General features: G+C 57.5%; 23 protein-coding genes and 1 tRNA gene. 11 read left to right on the top strand and 13 right to left on the bottom strand.

Annotated elements, in window-relative coordinates; all coding sequences use genetic code 11:
• Positions 1-226: 226 nt before the first annotated feature.
• The 10 genes from DUD43_RS02995 to DUD43_RS02950 all read right to left on the bottom strand — a co-directional run bounded on the left by DUD43_RS02995 (position 227) and on the right by DUD43_RS02950 (position 9,537).
• Positions 227-1,438: a tyrosine-type recombinase/integrase gene (locus tag DUD43_RS02995; RefSeq protein WP_153229096.1), complete on the bottom strand. Its 1,212-nt coding sequence runs from the start codon at positions 1,436-1,438 to the stop codon at positions 227-229.
• Between the two features lie 194 nt (positions 1,439-1,632).
• The gene (ychF, locus tag DUD43_RS02990) at positions 1,633-2,724 is read right to left on the bottom strand and encodes a redox-regulated ATPase YchF (RefSeq protein WP_153229095.1); all 1,092 of its coding nucleotides are present in this window, start codon (positions 2,722-2,724) and stop codon (positions 1,633-1,635) included.
• Between the two features lie 131 nt (positions 2,725-2,855).
• Positions 2,856-3,677 carry a type II CAAX prenyl endopeptidase Rce1 family protein gene (locus tag DUD43_RS02985; RefSeq protein ID WP_153229094.1) on the bottom strand — a complete coding sequence of 274 codons (822 nt, stop codon included), beginning with the start codon at positions 3,675-3,677 and terminating at the stop codon, positions 2,856-2,858.
• Between the two features lie 3 nt (positions 3,678-3,680).
• Positions 3,681-4,277 carry an aminoacyl-tRNA hydrolase gene (pth, locus tag DUD43_RS02980; RefSeq protein ID WP_153229093.1) on the bottom strand — a complete coding sequence of 199 codons (597 nt, stop codon included), beginning with the start codon at positions 4,275-4,277 and terminating at the stop codon, positions 3,681-3,683.
• Positions 4,278-4,405: 128 nt separating this feature from the next.
• Complete coding sequence (locus tag DUD43_RS02975; RefSeq protein ID WP_153229092.1) at positions 4,406-5,005, bottom strand: 50S ribosomal protein L25/general stress protein Ctc; 600 nt, start codon at positions 5,003-5,005, stop codon at positions 4,406-4,408.
• A gap of 97 nt (positions 5,006-5,102) precedes the next feature.
• Positions 5,103-6,053: a ribose-phosphate pyrophosphokinase gene (locus DUD43_RS02970; RefSeq protein ID WP_009461085.1), complete on the bottom strand. Its 951-nt coding sequence runs from the start codon at positions 6,051-6,053 to the stop codon at positions 5,103-5,105.
• A 104-nt stretch (positions 6,054-6,157) separates the two neighbouring features.
• Positions 6,158-6,234 (bottom strand) — tRNA-Gln (locus DUD43_RS02965).
• A 5-nt stretch (positions 6,235-6,239) separates the two neighbouring features.
• Positions 6,240-7,178, bottom strand: coding sequence for a 4-(cytidine 5'-diphospho)-2-C-methyl-D-erythritol kinase (gene ispE, locus DUD43_RS02960; protein WP_153229091.1), 939 nt, complete (start codon positions 7,176-7,178; stop codon positions 6,240-6,242).
• Positions 7,179-7,198: 20 nt separating this feature from the next.
• Positions 7,199-7,795, bottom strand: a complete 597-nt coding sequence (locus DUD43_RS02955; protein WP_153229090.1) for an outer membrane lipoprotein LolB — start codon at positions 7,793-7,795, stop codon at positions 7,199-7,201.
• The gene (locus DUD43_RS02950) at positions 7,792-9,537 is read right to left on the bottom strand and encodes a tetratricopeptide repeat protein (RefSeq protein WP_228125881.1); all 1,746 of its coding nucleotides are present in this window, start codon (positions 9,535-9,537) and stop codon (positions 7,792-7,794) included. Before DUD43_RS02950 ends, DUD43_RS02955 begins: the two co-directional genes overlap by 4 nt.
• Before the next feature lie 122 nt (positions 9,538-9,659).
• Here DUD43_RS02950 and mutM point away from each other — a divergent pair, with 122 nt between their 5' ends.
• From mutM to DUD43_RS02905, 9 genes are all read left to right on the top strand, one after another.
• On the top strand, positions 9,660-10,487 hold the full coding sequence (mutM, locus tag DUD43_RS02945) for a bifunctional DNA-formamidopyrimidine glycosylase/DNA-(apurinic or apyrimidinic site) lyase (RefSeq protein WP_153229088.1): 828 nt from the start codon (positions 9,660-9,662) through the stop codon (positions 10,485-10,487).
• Between the two features lie 164 nt (positions 10,488-10,651).
• Positions 10,652-11,608 carry an MBL fold metallo-hydrolase gene (locus tag DUD43_RS02940; RefSeq protein ID WP_086069418.1) on the top strand — a complete coding sequence of 319 codons (957 nt, stop codon included), beginning with the start codon at positions 10,652-10,654 and terminating at the stop codon, positions 11,606-11,608.
• Between the two features lie 24 nt (positions 11,609-11,632).
• Positions 11,633-13,306: an FAD-dependent oxidoreductase gene (locus DUD43_RS02935; RefSeq protein WP_153229087.1), complete on the top strand. Its 1,674-nt coding sequence runs from the start codon at positions 11,633-11,635 to the stop codon at positions 13,304-13,306.
• The gene (locus DUD43_RS02930; RefSeq protein WP_009461092.1) at positions 13,294-13,503 is read left to right on the top strand and encodes a DUF2783 domain-containing protein; all 210 of its coding nucleotides are present in this window, start codon (positions 13,294-13,296) and stop codon (positions 13,501-13,503) included. Before DUD43_RS02935 ends, DUD43_RS02930 begins: the two co-directional genes overlap by 13 nt.
• Positions 13,504-13,518: 15 nt before the next feature.
• Positions 13,519-14,823 (top strand): homogentisate 1,2-dioxygenase, encoded by a 1,305-nt coding sequence (gene hmgA, locus DUD43_RS02925; RefSeq protein WP_153229086.1) that lies wholly within the window; start codon positions 13,519-13,521, stop codon positions 14,821-14,823.
• Positions 14,820-16,145, top strand: a complete 1,326-nt coding sequence (fahA, locus tag DUD43_RS02920) for a fumarylacetoacetase (protein ID WP_153229085.1) — start codon at positions 14,820-14,822, stop codon at positions 16,143-16,145. The genes hmgA and fahA overlap by 4 nt, the downstream gene beginning before the upstream one ends.
• A gap of 230 nt (positions 16,146-16,375) precedes the next feature.
• Positions 16,376-16,684 (top strand): FeoA family protein, encoded by a 309-nt coding sequence (locus tag DUD43_RS02915; protein ID WP_153229084.1) that lies wholly within the window; start codon positions 16,376-16,378, stop codon positions 16,682-16,684.
• A 43-nt stretch (positions 16,685-16,727) separates the two neighbouring features.
• A complete protein-coding gene (gene feoB / locus DUD43_RS02910; RefSeq protein ID WP_153229083.1) occupies positions 16,728-18,623 on the top strand; it encodes a ferrous iron transporter B in 1,896 nt (631 codons plus the stop codon).
• A gap of 74 nt (positions 18,624-18,697) precedes the next feature.
• Positions 18,698-18,964 (top strand): hypothetical protein, encoded by a 267-nt coding sequence (locus DUD43_RS02905; protein WP_153229082.1) that lies wholly within the window; start codon positions 18,698-18,700, stop codon positions 18,962-18,964.
• A gap of 93 nt (positions 18,965-19,057) precedes the next feature.
• On the opposite strand, the gene DUD43_RS02900 is transcribed toward DUD43_RS02905, so the two are convergent.
• On the bottom strand, positions 19,058-19,960 hold the full coding sequence (locus DUD43_RS02900; RefSeq protein WP_153229081.1) for an AraC family transcriptional regulator: 903 nt from the start codon (positions 19,958-19,960) through the stop codon (positions 19,058-19,060).
• Between the two features lie 100 nt (positions 19,961-20,060).
• On the opposite strand from DUD43_RS02900, the gene DUD43_RS02895 reads away from it, so the two are divergent.
• Positions 20,061-20,834 (top strand): SDR family oxidoreductase, encoded by a 774-nt coding sequence (locus DUD43_RS02895; protein ID WP_153229080.1) that lies wholly within the window; start codon positions 20,061-20,063, stop codon positions 20,832-20,834.
• Between the two features lie 115 nt (positions 20,835-20,949).
• Here the strand turns inward: DUD43_RS02895 and DUD43_RS02890 are convergent, their stop codons facing one another.
• Positions 20,950-21,636, bottom strand: coding sequence for a phosphatase PAP2 family protein (locus DUD43_RS02890; RefSeq protein WP_153229079.1), 687 nt, complete (start codon positions 21,634-21,636; stop codon positions 20,950-20,952).
• A gap of 21 nt (positions 21,637-21,657) precedes the next feature.
• Complete coding sequence (locus DUD43_RS02885; RefSeq protein ID WP_153229078.1) at positions 21,658-23,073, bottom strand: FAD-binding oxidoreductase; 1,416 nt, start codon at positions 23,071-23,073, stop codon at positions 21,658-21,660.
• Positions 23,074-23,202: 129 nt separating this feature from the next.
• Here DUD43_RS02885 and DUD43_RS02880 point away from each other — a divergent pair, with 129 nt between their 5' ends.
• On the top strand, positions 23,203-24,591 hold the full coding sequence (locus DUD43_RS02880) for a phosphomannomutase/phosphoglucomutase (RefSeq protein WP_153229077.1): 1,389 nt from the start codon (positions 23,203-23,205) through the stop codon (positions 24,589-24,591).
• Positions 24,592-24,813: the final 222 nt, after the last annotated feature.

Below are 24,813 nucleotides of genomic sequence, written 5' to 3'. Positions count from 1 at the left end.
GTCTACCGTACAGGGGGAAGTCCACACTGGGAGTCTGTTAGGTACGGGAAAACAGGGTAACCAGCGAACAATTACCCTATTTATCCCATCATTTACCCCATTTCCAGGTCCAGCCTTCGGCAAAAGGCAAACGGCAAGGGAACGGCACTCAAGGGACAACGGCCCTATCCAGAAAAGGAAAAGGCCGCCCTGTCCATTGGTTCTGCAACACCCAGCCAACTCTTCCCTATGCCGTGCCGCTGCCCTCCGCAACACTCAGGTAGTCCGCCCAGTCCTGCAACAGCGTCCTTCTCTGATCCAGCAGCAACGCCTTGTTGTACGTCGCCCGCACCTTGTTGCTTTCCACGTGGGCAAGTTGCCGTTCAATCGCATCGGGCCTGTACCCGTTCTCATTGGCCCAAGTCGAAAAGGTCGTCCGCCAGCAATGCGGCGTCGTGCCCCGGCCCAGGTTCATGTCGCGCATCGCGTAGGTCAGCCGGTTGGGCGTAGTGAAGCCCTTGCCACTACGGTGTGGGAACAGATAGCGGCCACCGCCCGTGATGCACTGCAAATCCTTCAGCACTGCTACGGCCTGCGTGGACAACGGGCTGACATGGTCACGCCGCGCTTTCATCTTCGTCGCAGGCCGACGCCACAGAGCATCCTCAAAGTCGAACTCGCCCCACTCAGCATCCGCCGCTTCCCCTGGACGGCAGGCGGTCAGCGCAATCAACCGCAGGCACAATGAAGTTTCCGGATAGCCACGGTAGCCGCGCAACTCCTGATAGAACTTCTGGATTTGCTCTCGCGTCATCGCCGCCTTGCTCTCGCTGAACGGCACGCGTAGCAGCCCGCGCAGGCTGGAAATTGGATTTGCCTCCACCAGCCCCCGCACCACCGCAAACTCAAAGATCGCCGAAAGATCACCTTTGACGTGAATGGCCGCCCACGCGCCATGTGCCTTGCATTCCTCCAGCAGCGGACGAATCTGCTTGACCCCAATGTCGCTCATCGGCATCCCATCGAACTTGGGCGACAGGTACTTCCTGATGCGGGATTCTTTCGTGCGGTAGGAACTGAACGCAAAGACTGGCTTGATCTCGGCCAGGTACGCTTGCGCCACCTTGGCGAACGAGCTTTCACGGGCGCGCTTACGTTCCTCCAGCGCTTCGAGGTTGCGCTGCTTGACCTGCTGCCGCTCATGGGCAGGATGGATGCCTTGCTTGACCAACGCGCGCGCCTTCTCGCGGGCAGCGCGCGCCTCCGCAAGACTTACTTGAGGAAAGCCGCCAATGGCAAAGAGGTTCTCCTTTCCTTGCAGGCGGTACTTCCACCGCCAAAGCTTGCCGCCGGTGGGCTTGACCAGCAGGAACAGGCCCCCGCCGTCTGAAAGTTTCCAGTCTCGATCAGTCGATTTGGCCGACCTGACCTTGGCGTCGGTGAGTAGATTCTCGGGCATCGTTGGACTCCACTGCTGGGAGATGTACCCCCACGGTTGAACACGAGTACCCCCAACGCTACCCCCGAACTTTTCAGACCTCGATGAACAATAGGAACGCTCAGTAGATCGTATTGTTTGGCAAGCCCTTGATTTAAAAAAATCTTTTCAATCCACCAAGCGCCATTGAGCGCTCCTGAGTTCCGAAAAAATCGTCAGACATTGAACAAGAAGTTCAGCACGTCACCATCTTTCACTACATATTCCTTACCTTCAGCGCGCATCTTGCCGGCTTCCTTGGCACCTTGCTCACCCTTGCAGGCGACGAAGTCGTCAAAGGCGATGGTCTGTGCACGAATAAAGCCGCGCTCGAAGTCGGTGTGGATCACGCCAGCGGCTTGAGGGGCGGTGTCGCCCACGCGGATGGTCCAGGCACGGACTTCTTTAACGCCTGCGGTGAAGTAGGTCTGCAGGCCCAGCAAGCTATAGGCGGCGCGGATAACACGGTTCAGGCCTGGCTCTTCCATGCCCAGATCGGACAGGAATTCGATCTTGTCGGCGTCGTCCAGTTCAGCGATTTCAGCTTCTACGGCAGCACATACGGCCACGACTGGAGCGCCATCAGCGGCAGCATAGTTCTGCACGGCTTCCAGGTGGGGGTTGTTGGTGAAACCGTCTTCTTTCACGTTGGCCACGTACATGGTGGGCTTGGCGGTAATGAAGCCGTAGGATTTGATCTGGTGCAGTTCTTCTTCGTCCAGCTTCAGCGAACGCACGGACTTGCCTTCGCCCAGAGCTTTTTCGATACGTTCCAGCAAGGCCACCAGCTTGGCAGCATCTTTATCGCCCGAGCGAGCCAGCTTCTGATTACGGTGCACGGCCTTTTCAACCACACCCAAATCAGCCAGCGCCAATTCGGTGTTGATGATTTCGATGTCAGCCAGGGGGTCCACTTTACCGGCAACGTGAATCACGTTGTCGTCGGCAAAACAGCGCACCACGTGCACGGTGGCGTCGGTTTCACGGATATTGGCCAGGAACTGGTTACCCAGGCCTTCGCCCTTGGAAGCACCGGCGACCAGACCAGCGATGTCTACAAATTCCACCACGGCAGGCAAAATGCGCTCGGGGTTCACGATCTTGGCCAGATCTTGCAAACGCTGGTCAGGAACTTCGACCACACCGACGTTCGGTTCAATGGTGCAGAAGGGGTAGTTTTCAGCCGCAATGCCGGCTTTGGTCAGAGCGTTGAACAGAGTGGATTTACCAACGTTGGGCAAGCCAACGATGCCGCATTGCAGTGCCATGAGTATCCTGAAAATCAAAGAGTTATATAAACGATGCGCTATTGTAGCGCCCTTGGGCGCTACAGAGCCTGCAGACGGGTCAGAACAGTCGTGCCGGGGACACAGGATAGCGCCTTGAAACGCGGGCTTGCTTAAACAGGAATGCCGTCAAACAGCTTGAGCAAGCCAATAATCAGCAAGACCGGGCCACCGTTGAAGATGGCATGCAGCACGATCGATGCACCAATGCCTCGACGCACACGCAGCCAGGCCAGCACCAGACCCGTCATACACTGGGGCAACACCAGCATGGGCAGCAAATACCAGCTCATGCTGTTGAGCTGGAAGTTATACAAATGCAGCGCGCCAAAAGCCAGCGTTGCACCATAAAACACCCAGGGAAAGAAACGCCAATAGCGTCGCATGGATGAAAAGCGCCATGCCCTTCCCTGCAAGGCGCCCACCAGTTTGCGCCACCAACTGCTGCCCGCAGGCAAAGCCTCGCGTGGCATACCGGTATAACGGCTGATCCAGATAGCCAAGCACAAGGCCAGCAAGCCCTGTATCAACCACCAGCTCGGTCCCTGAAACATCAGGAACACGGCCAGTGGAACAACCGTCAGCCATTGTGATGGCCGTCTCAGCACAAAGCGAAAGACCAACTCTTCTACAATAGGCGCCCAGATAATGGCTTGCACCCAGGGAATGCGGGTCGGGTCCAGACGATGCTGCGCACCACCCACACCCGCTACCGAGACTGCAATCGGGCCCAGTACCAGCGCATTAATCAGCCAAAGCATGCCCGCCCATTGCAGCAGACGCTTCCAGGGCAAGGGAGCAAACCAGTCCAGATACCAGCCATCGCCCTGCACTCTGCCAGGCAAACGCCGGGCGCTGCGAGGGTGACGCAGAAAGTAAAAGAAGTCTTTAAGCTCGTCCCGAAAACGCATCTGGCTGCTTGGCGCTGGCTTCATGCGTCAAGCCTTCTGGGGCGCGTAGAGCTGGCGAGTCGCCTGTTCAAAGTCACCACGCAGCAAAGCAGGCATCATGATGCGGCAACGGTTCATGCCATCTTCAATCTCGCGCAGCTCTTCATTGCGGGGGGTATGCAATACAAAGTTCACCACTTGCTGGGCCAGGCCCAAGGTGCGGGGGTGACCAATGCCCAGGCGCAAACGCCAGAAATCCGGTGTACCAAAGGCAGACTGGATGTCGCGCAGGCCGTTATGCCCGGCGTGTCCACCGCCTTTTTTCATCTTCACCTGACCGGGCAGCAAATCCAGCTCGTCATGCAGGACCAGAACTTGCTCGGGCTTGAGCTTGTAAAAACGCATCAAGGCACCGGCGGCTTGCCCGGACTTGTTCATGAAGGTGATGGGTTTGGCGATGATGACGTTTTCACCTTCAAAACGCGCCTTGGCCACCCAGGAGAAAAAGGACTTTTCCAGGTTGAACGTTGCATGCAGATCATCGGCCAACTGGTCTGCCAACCAAAAGCCCGCATTGTGGCGGGTGGTTTCGTACTCAGGGCCAGGATTACCCAGGCCAACAATCAAACGGATAGGCTCAGACATGAATGTTTTCGCAGAAAGCGCCTGCACCGGCAAAGGCGCAGGCACAAATAACAAACCCCCGCCAGCATACGCTGACAGGGGTTGATTCGCCAAGCTGCAAGCCGACCGAAGCCGGCTGGCAATCTTGATTACTCGGCGCTTTCTTCTGTTGCTTCCGAAGCAGCAGCACCACCGCCAACTGGCAGAGCAGCAGCCAGCAGAGGGTTGGCTTCGTTGCCAGCGTAAGTCACGCCACGTGGCAGCTTGATGCTGTCCAGGTGCACGTTGGCGTTGGCAGTCATGCCGCTCAGATCCACAGTGATGGACGCAGGCAGGTTACCTGGCAAGCAGGTGATTTCCAGGTCGGTCAGGATGTGGCTGATAACTTGGCTGCTCAGCTTGACGGCTGGGGACACATCGCCACCTTCAAAGTTCAGAGGAACTTTGGTGGTGATGGCTTGCGAAGCCAGAACGCGTTGGAAATCAACGTGCAGAACTTGCTGCTTGTAGGGGTGCCACTGAACCGAGCGCAACAGCACTTTTTCAGCTTTACCGTCCAGTTCCATCGTCAGGATGGAAGCGTGGAAGGCTTCTTTGCGCAGGTTGTGGTAAGTCTCGTTATGATCCAGGGAGATCACGACGGGCTGTTCTTCGCCACCGTAAACAATAGCAGGAACTCGGCCAGCGTGACGCAGGCGGCGGCTCGCACTCGTACCTTGTACATCACGCGACGTAGCGGTGAATTTCATGGAAAACTCCAATTTGCAGGATCATCAGACCACTGCGAAAAAACGGTAGTTGCCTACCTAGTTGACGTGCGCCGCGACCAGCGCACGCTAAAAAAACTTAGTCTGTGAACAAGGAGCTGACGGACTCGGCGTTCGAGATACGCAAGATGGTCTCGCCCAGCAGTGCTGCACAGGACAACTGGCGGATCTTGCTACATTCACGGGCCTTGGCGGACAAGGGAATGGTGTCCGTTACAACCAGCTCGTTCAATTGGGACTGCGTAATACGTTCGATGGCCTCGCCCGAGAGCACAGGGTGCGTACAGTAGGCATAAACCGCCTTGGCACCGCGCTCTTTCAGAGCTTCAGCCGCCTTGCACAGCGTACCGGCCGTATCCACCATGTCGTCCATCAGGATGCAGGTGCGTCCGTTGACGTCACCAATGATGTTCATGACTTCGGATACGTTGGCACGTGGGCGGCGCTTGTCGATAATGGCCAGATCCACTTCCAGTTGCTTGGCCAGTGCACGTGCGCGCACCACACCGCCGATGTCAGGCGAGACAACAACCATATCCTGGTAGTTACAGCGCCAGATATCGCCCAGCAAAATGGGGGAAGCGTAGATATTGTCGACAGGGATATCGAAGAAACCCTGGATTTGGTCAGCGTGCAGATCCATCATCATGACGCGATCAACACCGACCACTTGCAGCATATTGGCTACGACCTTGGCTGAGATCGACACACGCGCCGAACGGGGGCGTCGATCTTGGCGGGCATAACCAAAGTAAGGGATGGCAGCGGTGATGCGACCGGCCGAAGCGCGGCGCAAGGCATCGACCATCACCATGATTTCCATCAGATTATCGTTGGTGGGAGCGCAGGTGGGCTGCAGAACAAAAACATCGCGACCGCGAACGTTCTCGTTAATTTCAACCATGGCTTCCCCGTCGGAGAAGCGACCCACCGTCATTTTCCCCAGCGACATATCAAGGTGGTTGACGACATCGACAGCAAGGCGAGGATTAGCCGTGCCGGTGAAGATCATGAATCGGTCTTGTGCCATGATGGGAGATAGATTTTGATGCAGGAAAAGCAAAGCTGTTGATCGAGACCCCTACAAGGAAACGACTCAACAGCTTTACATTATCGCAGGCTAGGCCTGAAAGGTGGCTGGGGAAGAAGGATTCGAACCTTCGCATGCTGGAATCAAAATCCAGTGCCTTAACCAGCTTGGCGATTCCCCAAATACTTACTTAATCCAGTAACGTAGCGGATGATCTTGCAATCCTGAACAAACCCAAGTTTGTTCAACCAGCAATTTACCACTATTTGATTCTTCGCTACCAGAAAAATCTATTTTACTGCTGTTTCGGTCAATTTCAAACTGACCTGTCTTGGCGCTTTGCTTGTCTCTGCACTCAACAAACAAACAAGAACCTGAGCCTGTAATTCTAGCATTTAATTTTAAACTTTGCAAACCCTGTTTCAAAACTTTTAAATCAGGATAAAGATTAAATGCCACTGATTCCAGGTTGTTTCTGCCAAAGTAAGGATTGTTGTCCTTGGCTTGCCAGAATTTTTCTTGCCAATCAGTAAAGAACGTTATTGTGATGGGTTTCTCATCACGTGTCAAGCATTCGGAGGTAAATATTTTCCCCGTGGATATAAATTGCGGTGGACGGATGATGATGTAATCCCGTGGCGGCATCTGGATGGCTTGCAGTTGCTCGCCTATCCCTTGCGCAAATGCGGCCTGCCCGAATACAAAAACCGGCACATCAGCGCCCAGGGGCAAACCAATATCCATCAAGGCCTGACGGCTCAGGCCCAGGTTCCATAAACAGTTCAAGGCAATCAGGGTGGTGGCCGCATCGCTGGAGCCACCGCCCATCCCTGCTCCCGAAGGAATGTTCTTGATACAAGAGATATCTACGCCTTGCCGGGTACCCGTCGCTTGTTGCAGGGCACGAGCGGCTTTGATCACCAGATCCTGCTCAGGCTCCACATCGCTCAAGGTGCTGTGTACCCGATGGATCTGCCCATCGCGACGCGGAACGAAGCTCAGGTAATCATTCAGATCAACAAAGCGAAAGGCGGTCTGCAAGAAATGGTAGCCGTCTTCACGACGACCCGTGACGTGCAAAAACAGATTGATCTTGGCCGGAGCCGGGACGTTGTAGAGCGCCATTACACAAACCTGCTCGGGCTTTACTGATCCACGACCAAACGCACGCTGATGGAGCGATTGGCTTCATGACGATTCAATTGCAGCAGGCGCGGGCCTTGTTCGTCGTAACGCGACAGCGTCACACGCCAGCCGGACTGCTCGAAACTGCTCAGCTTTTGCTGATCATCCCGGCGTTCACTCTGAACCGGGGCGCTCCCCGTGCGGCCATGCAGCCAGTCACGCAGGCCAGCGACAGGAACGGGACTACCCAAGACCTGCTCAACCAGAGCATCGGGATGGGAAGCGGCTTCCTGGCTACCGTCTGTGCGTTCCAGGATGGCGCGACCCGGCAACACCCAGACACGTGCCAAGGTATTACCCAAAGGATTGCTCAAATCCAGCATCAGCTTGTGGCCATCGTCGCGCCAGGAAAAACCACCCTGCACGGCTTCGACCTGCGAACTGGAGTGGGTCACGCTCAACGCAAAGCGGCCGGAACGAGACAAAGCACTTGCGGATTGGGAGGCATCTGTAGCACTGCCAACTTCAGGTTTGGGCGGTGTTGCACAAGCACTGAGCAAAGCAACCAGGGCCAAAGCCCCTGCTCGGGTCCAGACCCGCTGTTTCAAAATACTCACGGCAGCGGTACTCCCAGACGCTTGATGGTTTCTGTCAATGTTCGGTTTTCGGCGTCTTTGCTCAGGCCAGCCCGGAATACCAGCATGGCATCATCGCGACGGCCTTTTACCCACAACACTTCACCCAGGTGGGCGGCAACGTCCGCTTCAGGCAAACGCTCGTAAGAACGCTGCAAGTATTCCAATGCGGCTTGCAGATCGCCAATACGGAACAGGTACCAGCCTACGCTATCCAGAATATAAGGATTGTCCGGCTCCAGCTCCATGGCGCGTTCCAGCAAATCCTGGGCTTCGTCCATACGGCGATTCTGATCCGCATAGGTGTAGCCCAAGGCGTTATACGCATTGGCATGGTCCGGACGCAGCTCAATAACGCGGCGCATCAAGGTTTCAAACTTGTCGTGCTTGGCGCGCTGTTCGTACAGCATGGCCAGGTTGTATTTGATTTCGGCGCTATCAGGCAATTCACGGTCCGCGCGCTCCAGCACTTCCAGAGCCTGGTCGGTACGACCGCTATCTTGATAGATAGAGGAATACGTCAAAGCCACAACGACCTGTTCACTCATATCGCGTGGGCGAGAGTTTTCCAGGGTACGACGCGCTTGTGGCAAATTGCCCTGGCGAGCCTGCAGGACAGCTTTATGAATCTGGGCCTGGAAACGCAGCGCAGGCTCTTCTATCAAGTCCAGCTGACGAATGGCTTCGTTCATATCGCCCTGGGCCTCGGCAATTTGTACCAAGGACAAACGGGCTTCAGAAATACTGGCCAACGCCGTGTTGACGGCATCGTTCAAGGACTGGCGGCGCTGCTGCTGAACGGCAATGTATTGCTCCAGCAATTTACGAGCCTGATCAAACTCCTGGGCACGAATATGAATTTCGGCCTGAGTGTAGAGCAGATCAAAATCCTCAGGGTTGGCGCGTTGCAAGGCGCTGACGATGGCTTGGGCTTCTTCAAACTGCTGACGCTCCACCAGACGGTTGGCCAACAACAGTTGCAACTTGCGGCTATCCGGATTGGCCCGTACAAAAATACGTGCGCTTTGCAAGGCAGCCGAAGGATCAATCTTGATACCGTATTCCAGCACGCGCTGCGCGGCCGCTTCAGAATGGGGGTCCAGCTTCAGGGCTTCACGTGCTTCGCGCTCAGCCCGGCTCATATCCCCGGCACTCCAGGCAGTATCGGCCAAGGCCAGACGGGCAATCGGCAAGGAGCGCACGGGTTGCTGCAAGGCCTTGTCCAGCACCTCCAGCGCCAAGCGGCGATCCACCATCTTGCTGACCATGCTCATGGCTTGCACCACGGCCTGCTCTTTATCCTGGGCGCGAGAGATACGCAGCCACAAGGCATCAGCCAAGCCTTCGGTCTGACCGCTGGAGGCTTCCAGCGCCAGAGCCGTGGCTTTGGCTTCGGGATCATTGGGGGCCAGCAAGGCCCATTCTTTGGCAGCACGCAGAGCACGAGCCAAATCACGGTCGGCCATGGCGTATTGAAAGGCGTTTTGAGCCAGGCGAGGATCGCTGGTGTCACGCGCCAAAGACAGGAAGGTCTGGCTGGCAACGTCGTATTCACCACGAGAAGCCGCCACTTCGGCAACCAGAATGCGATACAGAATGTCCGAAGTCAGGCCGACCAAAGGCAATTGCCCGCTGCGCAAACGGATCTTGTCAGCAGGCGGCTCCGCCTTGAGTATGGGAAGTGATGGTTGGGCTTGCACCGAAACCGCTGCAAGCAACGACATCAGGCCCAGCTTTAGTGCTAAGGTCAGAGCATTCATCCAGAAAAACCCGTGCCCTGATACGCGCGACAAAACGCCCGATGGCACAATAAAGGAATCAGATTTGTTGATGGTATCACCCCCCCATGCCTGAACTGCCAGAAGTTGAAACAACTCGTCGCGGAATTGCGACGGTTATCCAGGGAAAAAATGTCCGACAATTCCTGGTTCACGAGCCCCGTTTACGCTGGCCCGTGCCTGCCTCTTTGCCGCAATGGATTGAAGGCCAGGCCGTCCAGAATTGCACGCGTCGAGGCAAATACTTGTTGTTGCATTTTGAACAAGGTGTCCAGATCGTCCATTTAGGAATGTCCGGCTCCTTGCGTCGCGTGGATCTGGATGAAGAACGCCGCAAACACGATCATGCGGAATGGATCTTTGATGAGGCCCGCTTCCTGCTGCACGACCCACGACGATTTGGTGCGATATTATGGCACGCCCATAGGGACGGCCCGCTGGAAAACCACCCTTTGCTACGTACTTTAGGGATCGAACCTTTTGATCCTTTGTTCACCCCGGAGTATCTGCACCGCTACTTGCAAGGGCGACGCGTTGCCATCAAGCAAGCCTTGCTGGGCGGCAAGATCGTGGTGGGCGTGGGCAATATTTATGCTTCCGAGTCCTTGTTCCTGGCCGGTATTCACCCTGAACTACCCGCCGGTGAAGTCTCCTTGCATCGCTGCGAGAAACTGCACTCGTCTATCTTGAGCACCTTGCAAGCCGCCCTGGATTCAGGGGGCAGTACGCTGCGCGATTACGTCAATGCCAGCGGCGAGCCGGGTGCCTACTTCGACATCCACGCCAATGTCTATGAGCGCGTCGGCAAACCCTGCCCACGCTGCCAACAGCCTATCAAACGAATCGTCCAAGGCCAGCGCGCGACCTATTACTGCTCGCGCTGCCAGCGCCGCTAAGCCCCTCCCCCTTTCTTCTGACAGCGTCTGATGCCGATTCCGGCAGGCAGACGCTCGTCTGCACTTTTTCAATTATCCCTACCCTATTCAGGTATTCACCTATATCTAACTGATTCACCATAAACTAATCTGACACCATCCCTATCGACTGTGGAGTCATTTTCATGAGCAAGTCCTTCGCCTCGCATAACGACCTGGAAGACAAAGTCGTTGCCTTTGAAAAACTGTCCGACAACGCCTACGCCTACACGGCTGAGGGTGACCCCAATACGGGCATCATCATTGGTGACGAGGCCATTATGGTGATCGACACCCAGGCCACGCCTGTCATGGCCGAAGACGTCATTCGCCGCATCCGCGAAGTCAGCGACAAACCCATCAAATATGTCTTGCTATCGCACTACCACGCCGTACGCGTGCTGGGTGCCTCGGCCTACGATGCCCAGGAAATCCTGGCCAGCCGCGACACTTACGACCTGATCGTGGAGCGTGGCGAGCAAGACAAGGCCAGCGAAATTGGCCGCTTCCCCCGTCTGTTCCGCAACGCCGAGTCCATTCCTCCCGGCCTGACCTGGCCCACCATGACCTTTGAAGGTCACATGACCGTGGACCTGGGCAATCTGGAAGTGCACCTGATGCAAGTGGGCCGTGGCCACACCAAGGGCGACACCATCGCCTGGCTGCCCAAGCAAAAAATCCTGTTCGCCGGTGACCTGGTTGAATACCAATCCACCCCGTACGCAGGCGACTGCTACTTCCGCGAATGGCCCCGCACACTGGACCGTCTGGGTGACTTCAAAGCCGAACAAATGGTTCCTGGCCGTGGCCCGGCACTGAAGAACGCCACCGAAGTGCGTCAGGCGCTGGCCGGCACACGCGCGTTCTTGACAGACCTGTACTCCAGCGTGCAGCAAGGCGCAGCCGCCGGTAAAGATCTGAAGACCATTTACCGCGAAACCTACGATTTCATGAAGCCTCGCTACGCAGACTGGGTCATTTTTGATCACTGCATGCCCTTTGACGTGTCCCGTGCCTACGACGAAGTCAACGGCCACGAAGACCCACGCATCTGGACCGCCGAGCGCGATCTGGAAATGTGGAAACAGCTCGAAGGTCAGTAAGACGCAAGGCCAGGGAGAAAGAAGATGGGAGACATTAATTACCAGACCCTGGAGCTGACGCAAGCGCCCCCACCGGCTACCCATGCCCGCCACCCTGTTGTGGTGGTGGGTGCCGGCCCGGTGGGGCTGACCATGGCCCTGGATCTGGCGGCCAAAGGCCACCGGGTCGTGATTCTGGATGACGACACCACGCTGTCCAAAGGATCGCGGGCCATTTGCTTTGCCAAACGCACTCTGGATATCTGGGACCGATTGGGCGTGGGCTCGCGCATGATGGACAAGGGCGTGTCCTGGAATGTGGGCAAGGTTTTTTTCCGCAACCAGGAAGTCTGGAGCTTCAATTTGCGGCCCGAAGAAGGCCACCAGCGCCCCGCCTTTATCAATTTGCAGCAGTATTACTGCGAAGGCTATCTCTACGAAGCGGTCTGCGCTCAGCCCCTGATCGAACTGCGTTCCGGCCATAAAGTGCTGAACGTGGTGAACCAGGCGGCAGGCGTGCATCTGGACGTAGAAACACAGCAAGGCAATTACACGCTGGAAGCTGAATGGCTGCTAGCCTGCGACGGCTCGCGCTCGGCCATTCGCCGTGCCTTGGGTGAAAGCAGCAGCGGACGCGTCTTCAAGGACCGTTTCCTGATTGCAGACGTGCGCATGCAGGCCGACTTCCCCGCCGAGCGCTGGTTCTGGTTTGACCCGCCCTTCCACCCCAATCAATCGGTCTTGCTGCACAGCCAGCCAGACAATGTCTGGCGTATCGACTTTCAGTTGGGCTGGGATGCCGACCCGGTTGAAGCCGTCAAACCCGAAAACGTGCTGCCCCGCATTCGCGCCCTTCTGGGTGCCGACGCCCCCTTTGAGCTGGAATGGGTCAGCATTTACACCTTTGCCTGCGAGCGCATGGAGCGCTTCCGCCATGGCCGTATTCTGTTTGCCGGAGATTCGGCCCACCGTGTCTCGCCTTTTGGCGCACGCGGCGCCAATAGCGGTATCCAGGACGCCGACAATCTGGCCTGGAAGCTGAATCTGGTTCTGAATGCCCAGGCTCCCGACAGCCTGCTGGACAGCTACAGCCATGAACGTGAGTTGGCCGCGGACGAGAACATCCGCCACTCCAGCCGTTCAACGGATTTCATTACACCTAAAAGCGAAGTCAGCCGTCTGTTCCGTGATGCGGCCTTGATTCTGGCGCGTCGCCACGCCTTTGCCCGTGTACTGGTCAATAGCGGCCGCCTGTCCTTGCCCAGCGCCTACCCGGACAGCCCCTTGAATACGGCTGACACACAGGAGTTCTCCGCCTGCGCCACGCCACTGGGCGCCTGCGTCCCCGATGCGCCTATCGAGCAAAACGGTCAGCAAGACTGGTGGCTGGGTCAATTGGGTAGCGGCTTCACTCTGCTGGAGTTTGGTGAAGGCCAGGCCAGCCAGTCTGAAGTGCTGGAAGAACTGGTCGCCCAAGGTCTCTTGACCCGCCTGCGCGTCTGGCCCGCTGGCACCAGCACCGCCCAGGCCCAGGGAGGCATCATCGACAGCCAGGATATGCTGCGCCAGCGTTACGACGCCCAGCCCGGCTCCTGCTATCTGATTCGCCCCGACCAACACCTGTGCGCCCGCTGGCGTCATCTGGATGGGCAAGCTGTCCAGGCTGCCTTGCATAAAGCCTGTGGCCATTTCCTGGAGAGTGCTTCATGTCTACACTGAATACCGATACCCCCCTGGAACGGGCTGACGATTTCTACCAAATGTTGATCGATGCCCACCAAGGCCTGAGCACGGCACAAAGCCATGCCATGAATGCCGCTTTGGTGCTTTTGCTGTGCAATCATGTCGGCTCGCTGGATGTGATCAAGCAAGCCTTGGATGCCGCCCGCCAGACCTGCCTGGAGCAGGCTGCCTGAATCTGGAGACCCCTAATGAGCTCTTTGAATTATCAGATTGGTTTTGGTAACGCCTTTGCCACCGAGGCGCTGCCCGGTGCGCTGCCGCTGGGACGCAACTCGCCGCAGCGCTGCCCTTACGGGCTGTATGCCGAGCAGTTGTCCGGCACGGCCTTTACCGCGCCACGCGCCGATAACCGCCGCTCCTGGCTGTACCGCATTCGTCCCAGCGCCAAGCAAGGGGCATTTACGGCATTTGAAGGTGCTCCCCACTGGAATGAGGACTTCGGCCAAGGCCCGGCCAACCCCAATCGCCTGCGCTGGAGCCCGCTGAATCTGCCCGGCAAACCAACCGACTTTCTGGCCGGCGTCCATACCTGGGCAGGCAATGGCAGCAGTGACTCGCAAAGCGGTGTTGCCATCCATCTGTACGCCATCAACCAGTCCATGGGACGGCGCGTGTTCTACAACGCCGACGCCGAAATGATGTTTGTGCCTGAACAGGGCCGCCTGCGTCTGGTCAGCGAACTGGGCATCATGGAGATCGAGCCGTGCGAGATTGCCGTCATGCCGCGTGGCGTGCGCTTCAAGGTGGAGTTGCTGGACGATGTGGCCCGCGGTTACTTGCTGGAGAACTTCGGCGCGCCTTTGCGCCTGCCCGAACTGGGTCCGATCGGCTCCAACGGCCTGGCCAATGCTCGCGACTTCAAAACCCCGGTAGCCTGGTACGAAGATATCAGCGAGCCGCATGAGCTGGTCACCAAATTCACAGGCGGTTTCTGGGTTGCGCAACTGACGCACTCGCCGCTGGACGTAGTAGCCTGGCATGGTACGCACGCCCCCTACAAATACGATTTGCGCGACTTCAACGTGATCGGCTCGATCAGCTACGACCACCCCGATCCCTGCATTTTCAGCGTATTGACCTCGCCCTCCGACACCCCCGGCACGGCCAACCTGGACTTCGCAATTTTCCCGCCACGCATTCTGGCCATGGAAAACACCTTCCGCCCACCGTGGTTCCACCGTAACTTCGCCAGTGAATTCATGGGTCTGATCCAGGGTGTGTACGATGCCAAGGCCGATGGCTTTGCACCCGGCGGCTCCAGCCTGCACAATTGCATGAGCCCGCATGGCCCCGACGCCAACACCTTCGACAAGGCCAGCGCTGCGGACTTGAGCAAGGCAGACTATCTGCGCGGTACCATGGCCTTTATGTTCGAGACCCGCAAAGTCATCCGCCCCTCGCCACAGGCCTTGCAAAGCGGCAGTCTGCAAGCCAATTACGATGCCGTCTGGGACGGACTGGAAAAACACTTCTCTACGGAACAAAAGGCATGACCCGACCTTATCTGAATGACACTCACGACCCCAAGCTGCAAAGCTGGGTGCCCGGCGCCAACGAGGCCGATAACGGTTTCCCCATCCAGAACCTGCCCTTTGCCGTGGCCCGTCGCCGTGACAGTCAGGAAGACTTCCGCGTCATGGTGGCCATTGGCCCTTACGCGCTGGACCTGGGCCTGCTGGCCTGCGATACCCCCTGGCACGGCAAAGCCGCCGACGCCCTGGCCGCTTGCGTCAAACCCGCACTGAATGGCCTGATGGCCTTGGGCCAGGAATACTGGAGCGCGCTGCGTGCCGCCTTGTCACATGACTTGCGCCAAGGCTCTTCGGCCGAATCGCGCCTGCGCCCCATGCTGATCGAGCGCAGCAAGCTGGAATACGCCCTGCCTGCCCAGATTGGCGACTACACCGACTTCTACATTTCCGTGCACCACGCAACGGCGGTGGGCAAACAATTCCGCCCCGACGCCCCCTTGCTGCCCAACTACAAGTGGGTGCCGATTGGCTACCACGGCCGCGCCTCCAGCATTGGCGTATCCGGCCAGCAGTTCCCGCGTCCCGTCGGCCAGACCCGTCCACCCGAGGGGCAGGAGCAACCCAACTTTGGCCCTTGCCAGCGCCTGGACTTTGAACTGGAAATGGGCATTCTGATTGGCAAAGGCAACGAAGCCGGTCACCGTATTCCTATTGCTCAGGCAGACGAACACGTTTTTGGTCTGTGCCTGTTCAATGACTGGTCGGCACGCGATCTGCAAGCCTGGGAATACCAGCCTTTGGGCCCTTTCCTGGCCAAGAACTTTGCCTCGACGATCTCCCCCTGGGTAGTGACACTGGAAGCCCTGGCTCCCTTCCGTCGCCCCTTCAGCCGTCCCGAGTCCGATCCCCAGCCACTGCCGTATTTGCAGGATCAGGCCAACCAGAGCAGCGGCGTTCTGGATGTGGAGCTGGAGGTGTACCTGAGCACCGAGCAGTCGCGTCAGCAAAAGAAAGAACCGGCTCTGCTCTCGCGTAGCAACTTCAAGGAAGCCTATTGGACCGTGGCCCAACTGGTCGCCCACCACAGCGTCAACGGCTGCAATCTGCAAACCGGCGACCTGCTGGGCACCGGCACCTTGTCCGGCCCGGCCAAGGGTCAGGAAGGCTCCCTGCTGGAAATGAACCAGGGCGGCAAGAACCCCATTGATCTGCCTTGGGGCGAACAGCGCAAGTTCCTGGAAGATCAGGACGAGATCATCTTGAAGGGCCTGTGCCGTCAGGATGGCTACCCGACCCTGTCTTTTGGTGAGTGTGCTGGTCGCGTGCTGCCTGCCATCCTGTAAATACAAACAGCCAGGCCTTTAAACAAGCCTGAGCCTCTCCTGCCCCAGCCCCTGTTATCTATCCGGCGCTGGGGCATTTTTTTGGCTATACACAGGCCAAACCGGCCACCCACGCCTGATACCGCTGCGCCACACTCAAAAAAATTTCGTGACCGACCCCAGCAAAATACGCTCTTTGAAATCGCTTTATTTTAAAATGCGAACTACAACTATTCAGGATTCAGTCTGCCATGCGAGTTCAGTCACACGAGTTGAACGGCCAAGCAATCCCCGCCAAAACCACGGGATTGCCGCAAACCACGCTGGACACTTTAGCGCGTGGTCAGAGCGGAACAGTCATTGGACTTCAGTCCACAAATAATGAACACGGACAGGCGCTGATTTTGCGTCTCATGGAAATCGGTTTTCTGCCCGGCGAGCGTGTTCGTGTCGTCGCCACCGGATTTCCCGGAGCGGACCCACTGGCCATTCGCGTAGGACAAGCCACCTTCGCCCTGCGCCGTGACGAGGCCGCCTTTGTGCTGATACAGCCTGCCTGAGCGCAGACGGCAAGCACACTCCCTACAAAAGCCAGAGATAACAATGACAAGCGCGACGACCAGTCCTTCCGACGCCACTCCCCTGCATGTGGCCTTGCTGGGCAACCCCAACTGCGGCAAAACCGCCCTGTTCAACCTGATGACCGGCGCACGCCAGAAAGTGGCCAACTACGCCGGCGTAACGGTGGAGCGCAAAGAAGGCTGGTTCACTACCCCTGAAGGCAAGCGCGTACGCATGCTGGATCTACCCGGCGCATACAGTCTGCAAGCCCAAAGCCTGGATGAAGCCGTAACGCGCGACGTCCTGCTGGGCAAACGCGCGGGCGAACCTCTGCCGGAATTGATTGCCTGCGTGACCGATGCAACCCACCTGCGCCTGAACCTGCGTCTGGTGCTGGAAGCGCGCAATCTGGGCCTGCCCATGGTGCTGGTACTGAACATGGCAGATATCGCGAAAAAACAAGGCATAGAAATTGATGAAGCCGTGCTGGCGCGCGAACTGGGCATCCCGGTCGTCTCCACCGTCGCCGTCAAAAATGACGGTGCCGACAGCCTGCTGAAATGGATAGATACCGATCAGTTCAAGCACGCCCTCCCCAGCAAGCAGGACGTGCCCCAGGGTGATGCACAGCAACGTGTGCTCGCACTGCATGATGAAGTCCGGCGCATTCTGGATCTGGCTGTCAAAGCACCGGCCATGCAACTGGCGCGCGATGACAAGATAGACGCCATTGTGTTGCATCCCGTCTGGGGGCTGGTACTGCTGGCCGTCCTCCTGTTCCTGATCTTCCAGGCCGTGTTTGCCTGGGCCCAGGTACCGATGGACTTTATTGACGCCACCACCACCTCCGCAGCGGAATGGCTTAACACCCAGATGGCCGATGGCCCCTTGCGCAGCCTGCTGGCCGATGGGGTGATCGCAGGGGCAGGCGGTGTCATCGTATTTCTGCCGCAAATCCTGATCCTGTTTTTCTTCATTCTTGTGCTTGAGGACTCCGGCTATCTGCCACGCGCGGCATTCCTGCTGGATCGCCTGATGAGCACGGTCGGCTTGTCCGGGCGCTCCTTCATCCCCCTGCTCTCCAGCTTTGCCTGTGCGATTCCCGGTGTCATGGCGGCGCGCTCCATTCCAAGCTGGCGGGACCGTCTGGTCACCATCATGATCGCGCCATTGATGACCTGCTCCGCGCGCCTGCCCGTGTATGCGCTGCTGATCAGTGCCTTCATCCCCTCGCGCACGGTGGCGGGCATCTTCAACCTGCAAGGGCTGGTGCTGTTTGGTTTGTACATCGCAGGGATTGTCAGTGCTATGGCGGTGGCCTATGTGGCCAAGTTATTTGGAGCACGCCAGGGTCGCGCGGCCCTGATGATGGAGCTGCCAGCTTATCGTATGCCCAGCATACGCAGCCTGCTGCTGGGCCTGTATGAACGCGCCATTATCTTCTTGAAGCGTGTCGGCGGCATTATTCTGGCGCTGACCATCGTCCTGTGGTTTTTGTCCTCCTTTCCTGGGGCACCGGAAGGCGCAACCGACGCTGCCATCACCTACAGTCTGGCAGGCCGCATCGGTGAATTTCTGGCGCTGCTGTTTGCTCCCATCGGCTTTAACTGGCAAATCTGCATTGCCCTTATTCCCGGCATGGCCGCACGTGAAGTGGCTGTCAGTGCACTGGGCACGGTGTATGCCCTGTCCGCAACGGGCGACGACACGGCAGCGCAGCTTGGCCCGCTGATTGCCCATCAGTGGTCCCTGGCCACTGCCTTGTCCTTGCTGACCTGGTTCATCTTCGCCCCGCAATGTCTGGCCACACTGGCCACCGTGCGCCGAGAGACCAATAGCTGGAAGTATGCGGCCATCATGGCAGCCTATCTCTTCGGCCTGGCTTACATCGCCTGCTTCATCATGTATCAGGCCGCTGTGGCCTTGGGCTGGGGTTAAGAATTTGCCGGGCTTCTGCTATGAAGCATGGGTCTTCACCCAGCTTGATGCTGTATTGATTAGAGGGAACTGATATGGCTCAGACTGTCATCGTTGCACTCGTCGTGCTTGCCGCTTTGCTGTATGTCGTATGGCGCTACATGCCACAAAAGTGGCGTAACTCGCTATCCGGCATCAACCCGAAACTGGCCCAGGCCCCCGGCTGCGGCGCTTGCAGCCGCTGCGACGCACCCGTCGACGCCAGTACAGGATCCTGCCACAGCAGTGCCCTCTTGGAAGCTGATGATGGCTCCAGGCCCGTAGTCTTTCATGAGCATCCTGGCGCACACCCCAAAAGCTAAGCCGTTTCAAGCCTGAACAAGGCACTGAACGTCGTAGCCTGAAACTACTGTTGCTCCGTTGACGTACGCCTTGCATCACGACCAAGGATTTCTTTACTTCTCTCGGCTTTGCAAGGCGTAGCGTCTGGGCGTCATCCCCACATGGCGTGTAAACGCCACGCTAAAGGTATTCACCGAGCTATAGCCAAGCTCCTCGCTAATCCGAGCCAAGGTATGGCCGCCTTTATATAAAAGGTTCTTGGCCAAGGCCATACGCCAGGACAGCAGATAATCCATGGGCGTCATGCCCACAATACGATTAAAGCGATCAAAAAACGCCGAACGCGACAAGGCTGCCTGTGACGCCAACTGCTGAACGGTCCAGGGATGGGCCGGATGCTCGTGCATGCTACGTATCACCAATGACAAGCGTTCATCCGCCAATCCACGCAACAGGCCTGATGAGGCATTGGCACCGCCTCCCAAGCGCAATGCCTCCACTAACAGCACCTCCAGCAAACGTGACAGAACAAGTTCACGCGCAGGCCGGTCAGCCCGGCATTCCTCATCGACCAACTGCACCAGGGTTGCCAACCTCGGCTCCCCTCGCACCAAAATCAGTTGGGGCAACAGCGAGACCAACAGGGCGGCATCCGGCGCTCCAAACTCGCAGTACCCAACCAGGTAGCGTACCTGCGATGGTCCGCTGACTTCACCCAATCTGAATTGCCCATCGGAAAGCAGAACCGGACTGAGGGCAGGACTGTCCGGTGTTGCATCAAGACTGGCCAGACCAAAGCGCTGGGCGGAAGGAATCAGGAGAAAATCCCCTGCCTCCAAAGCAAGCGATTCCTGGGCGTCCGGCTCCAGACGACACGCCCCCTCCAGAATGACGCAATAAAAGGTGCGCCCTGGTTCTGTGCGCTGCACGCGCCAGGTTCCCGCGGCACTCACGACCTTGGAGAAGGGTGCAGCAACTTGCAGCAGTGTGACGATCTGGGCCAATGGATCGAACATGAATGGACTTTTAGTTGATAAACATGGACTTTCTATTGTAGATAGTCCGGCCCGCAGGATCTATCGTTTCCGGACCTGAACTCACAGCCTGGAACTGACCATGAAAACTGTCCTGATCACCGGATGCTCCTCCGGTTTTGGCCTGGAAACCACCTCTTACTTTCTACAGCAAGGCTGGAAAGTCATCGCCACCATGCGCACACCCCGCCCGGACCTGCTGCCGGTTTCCGAGCATTTGCGGGTGTTGCCACTGGACATTACAGACCCCAGCAGCATTCAACACCTGATTGAACAAGTCGGCCCTATTGATGTACTGGTGAACAATGCGGGCATTGGTGCCTTGAATGCCCTGGAAGGCACATCCATGAAGGTAGTGCGCGAGACCTTTGAAACCAATACCTTTGGCACGCTTGCAATGATGCAGGCTGTATTGCCGCAGTTCAGGGCACGCAAGGCCGGGATCATCATCAATATCAGTTCCAGCGTGACCTTGACGGCCTTGCCCCTGATCGCTGCGTATACGGCCAGCAAAGTCGCCCTGAACGCCTTGAGCGAATCTCTGGCGCAAGAGCTGAAACCTTTTAATGTACGTGTACACCTGATCTTGCCGGGACGCTCGCCACAAACCCGCTTTGGCGAAAACTCCCGTTCCAGAATGGAGGCTATTCCGCAGGCCTATAGCGAACTGGCTCAACAGGTGTTTCAAGAATGGGCACAGTCGTCCGCCCCCATGACCGAAGTGTCTGATGTCGTGGCAGCGATCTGGCGTGCAGCGACTGATGCCCATTGCCCCGCTTATTTAGCAGCGGGGGCAGACGCTCAGGTGCTGGTTGAGCAAGCGGCTGAACGCATCGCTCTTGCTCGCGCCCTCTAAGCCTGTGCCAAAGGGGCCCAAGAACAAAGGCCGCCTCTACAGCAGCCTTTCCCTGAAGCCTGATCCAAAACGACAAAGGGGACTTCAAGTCCCCTTTTCCACACGCTGGAAGCCACTAGGCCGGCAATTGCTTGTGTCTGGCCCAGGACCACAAGATATAAAACAGAACGCAGCCATACAGCCCCAGAACGGCACCCGAAGCCAGCACCTGACTAAGAAAATGGTAGCCCTGCATGATGCGCAAAAAACCGAACAGCAAACCGGCGCTGATACCCAGCACAAAGCCCCCAGCGGCTAATTTGCGGCAGCCTATCATGACGCCCACAAAGAACAGGGATAAAAGCACAAAGCCGGATGCGGCATGAGCGCTGGGCATGGCATTGCCCGCTTCAGCCCAGGAATGCGCCCAAAAGTAGCTGGGCATGGATTCTATGCCGCCGAACATGGCCAGATTAAAGGGGCGAGGCATGGCGGTCAGATGTTTCAGTACGCCTACCATCAAAGGGCCGCTGCCCATGAAGAAAGCGGCTCCTGCCCAAGCCAATTGCCGGCGGGAGCCCTTGGGCTGCCGCCAGGCCACAATCGTCCATATCACCGCGCCGCCAAAGGGGACGAACCACACCAGCTTGCGCCCGAACAAATCTACAAAGGGCTGCAATCGCCAGGAAAAATCCTGTAGTTGGGGATCGTAAAAATAGGCGCTTAGCGACAAGTCCGTTGCTGAACCCATCGTCACGGCCGCGACGATTCCCAAAACAGTAAACAAGACGGCACTGGCAACGATATAAGGACGAAAAAACATCTACACACCAAGTAACTTCAATCAGTCGGGCAATACTTTACCGGGGTTCATGATCCCCAACGGATCCAGTGCCATCTTGATCTGCTTCATCAAAGTCAGGGAAACGGAATCTTTATAACGTGGCAGCAGTTGGCGCTTGAGCTGGCCTACGCCATGCTCGGCACTGATGGAGCCATGGAAGCGGTGCACGCTGTCATGCACCAGGGCGTAAATTTCGTCCTGACGCTTGAGCAGTTCTTCTTCCGTGAAGGCGGTACCACGCGCGACGTTGTAGTGCAGGTTGCCGTCACCCAAGTGCCCGAATGTCACGTTTTCCAGGCCGGGGAAGGCTTCTTGCAAAGCCTTGTCCGTCTCGTGCACGAACTGGGACATCACGGACACGGGGATGGACACATCATGCTTGATGCTTTTGCCGTAGGCTTTTTCAGCCAGGGGAATGCTTTCGCGCAAGTGCCAAAGCGCCTTGCTCTGTGCGATGGTCTCGGCAATGACGGCGTCTTGCACCAGATCTTGCTCCAGAGCCTGACCGATCACGCTTTCAAAACGTTCGCGGGCATGTTCCAGGCTTTCGCTGTCAGACAGCTCCAGCAAGGCATACCAGGCGGCTTTTTCAGCCGGGCCTTGGAAAGGCATGCGTTGATCAGGGTAACAATGCAGCACGGCTTGCAAGCAGTTGCCTGCAATCAGTTCAAAGCCGGTCAAGGAGGCGGCCAGACCCTGACGAGCCAGAGCCAGCACTTGTACGGCATCTTCAATCGTATTCAGTGCCAGCAAGGCGGTGCACGCCGCCACAGGTTGGGGATACAGCTTGATGGTCGCGGCGGTGATGATACCCAAGGTGCCTTCGCTACCAATAAACAGGTTGCGCAGGTCGTAGCCGGTATTGTCTTTGCGCAGGCCAAGCAGGCCATGCAGGATTTCGCCCTGGGCCGTCACCACTTCCAGACCCAAGGTCAGGTCGCGAGCATTGCCGTAACGCAGAACCTGCGTACCGCCTGCATTGGTGGCCAGATTGCCGCCAATTGTGCAACTGCCTTCTGCGGCCAGGCTCAAGGGGAACAGACGCTGATGATCGCGGGCGGCCTGCTGCACATTTTGCAAAATGCAGCCTGCTTCCACCACCATGGTGTCATTGTCGGTATCCACGCTGCGAATCTTGTTCAGGCGCTCCAGAGACAGCACCAGCGCAGTAGCGCTGTTGTCCGGGGTTGCGCCCCCGCACAAGCCGGTATTGCCGCCTTGAGGGACGATGGGCACGCGGTGCTGCGCGCATAGACGCACGACCTGGGCCACTTCTTCCGTCGTTGCAGGCCGGGCAACCGCCAATGCAGTACCGGTATAGCGTCCACGCCAATCCTCCAGGTACTGCTGCATGGATTGTCCTGTCAGCACGTGCTGCTGACCAATACGCTGTTCAAGTTCGTTCAGAAAAGTCATGACCCAAGCCACTCAAGAAAAACAATCAGGCGCTCTTGCTGTCGCGCTACAGCTCTTAATGGTAACTCACGAAAGCCGGTGGCATTCGCGCTAAACTTCTTTCTTTGTGTATTCGCTCAGGACGCGACAGTGACCCAAATTCTCGCTCTACCGACCGCTGTATTCAAAGCCTACGATATTCGGGGCACCGTTCCCGAACAGCTGAACCCCGACTTCGCTTACCAATTAGGTCTGGCCCTGGCGGCCTTGGCCCGTGAACAAAGTGTGCAAACCCTGGTAGTGGGTTACGACGGCCGCCACAGCAGTCCAGCCCTGTCGCGTGCCCTGCAAAAAGGGATTCAGGCGGGCGGAATCAACACGGTCGATCTGGGCATGGTTCCTACTCCCGTCGTTTATTTTGCAGCCAATGTGCTGGAAACCGGCTCGGGTGTGGCCATTACAGGCAGCCATAACCCGTCCAACTACAACGGTTTCAAGATGATGATGGCTGGCAAGACCTTGCACGGCCAGGACATTCAGGATCTGATGAAGCGCATGCAGAGCGGTGCTCAGCCTGCGGCACAAGCGGGTACAGGCCGAAAGAAAGACTTGCTGGATGACTACGTCAGCACCATTGCCGAGCGCGTCAAACTGGCCCGCCCCATGAAAATCGCCCTGGACTGTGGCAATGGGGTTGGCGGTATTGTTGCCGCCCGCCTGTTCAAGGCCCTGGGTTGCGAAGTGGATATGCTGTTTGAGGATGTAGATGGCAGCTTCCCCAACCACCACCCTGATCCGGCCGAACCGCACAATCTGCAAGATCTGATCGCCCATGTTCAAAACACGGACTGCGAAGTGGGTCTGGCCTTCGACGGCGATGCCGACCGCCTGGGTGTGGTGACTCGCTCTGGTCAGATCATCTGGCCAGATCGCCAACTGATTCTGTACGCCCGCGATATCTTGCAGCGCGAGCCCGGCTCCACGATTATTTTTGACGTGAAATGCAGCCGCCACGTTGCTCTGGAAATTGCCAAGGCGGGGGGTGAGCCCTTGATGTGGCAAACCGGCCATTCGCTGATCAAGGCCAAACTGGCCGAGACCGGTGCTCCCCTGGCAGGCGAGATGAGCGGCCACGTGTTCTTCAAGGAAGGCTGGTACGGCTTCGACGACGGTCTGTACACCGGCGCACGTCTGCTGGCGATTCTTTCGCGCGGTGACAACCCTACGGCAGTACTGGAAGCCTTGCCGCAAGACCTGTCCACACCGGAACTGAAACTGCCTCTGGCCGAAGGCGAGCCGCATGCCTTGATTGCCCGATTGCAAAAAGAGGGCCGTTTCCCCAGCTCCAATCAGCTCAACACGATTGATGGTGTACGTGCCGAGTACCCGGATGGCTTCGGTCTGGCTCGTGCCTCCAACACCACGCCTGTGATTGTGCTGCGTTTTGAGGCCCAATCCCAAGAGGCACTGGATCGGATTCAGGGTGAATTCCGTGCGGCACTGCTGGCTTTAAAGCCTGATGCTGCGTTGCCTTTCTAATACGGCGGAAATTCGCTAATACCCAGATCCCTGCTCGCTGATCTCTAGTCTCTAGCGCAGTATAAGAAATGCCCCCGCGCTGCGCCTTGGGCTTGCTGCCCTAAAGGGGACACTTTTTACCGGGGGCACCGAGCCTTGGGGTAGCTCGGCGGTAAAAAAAAGGAGCTGAACTGTCTCTGAAACCTTGGATTCAACCCAAAGTCACAGCAAACAGTTCAGCCC

The organism is Alcaligenes faecalis (genome assembly GCF_009497775.1).
Classification (GTDB): domain Bacteria; phylum Pseudomonadota; class Gammaproteobacteria; order Burkholderiales; family Burkholderiaceae_B; genus Alcaligenes; species Alcaligenes faecalis_D.
This window is presented reverse-complemented; position numbering and strand designations above follow the sequence as displayed.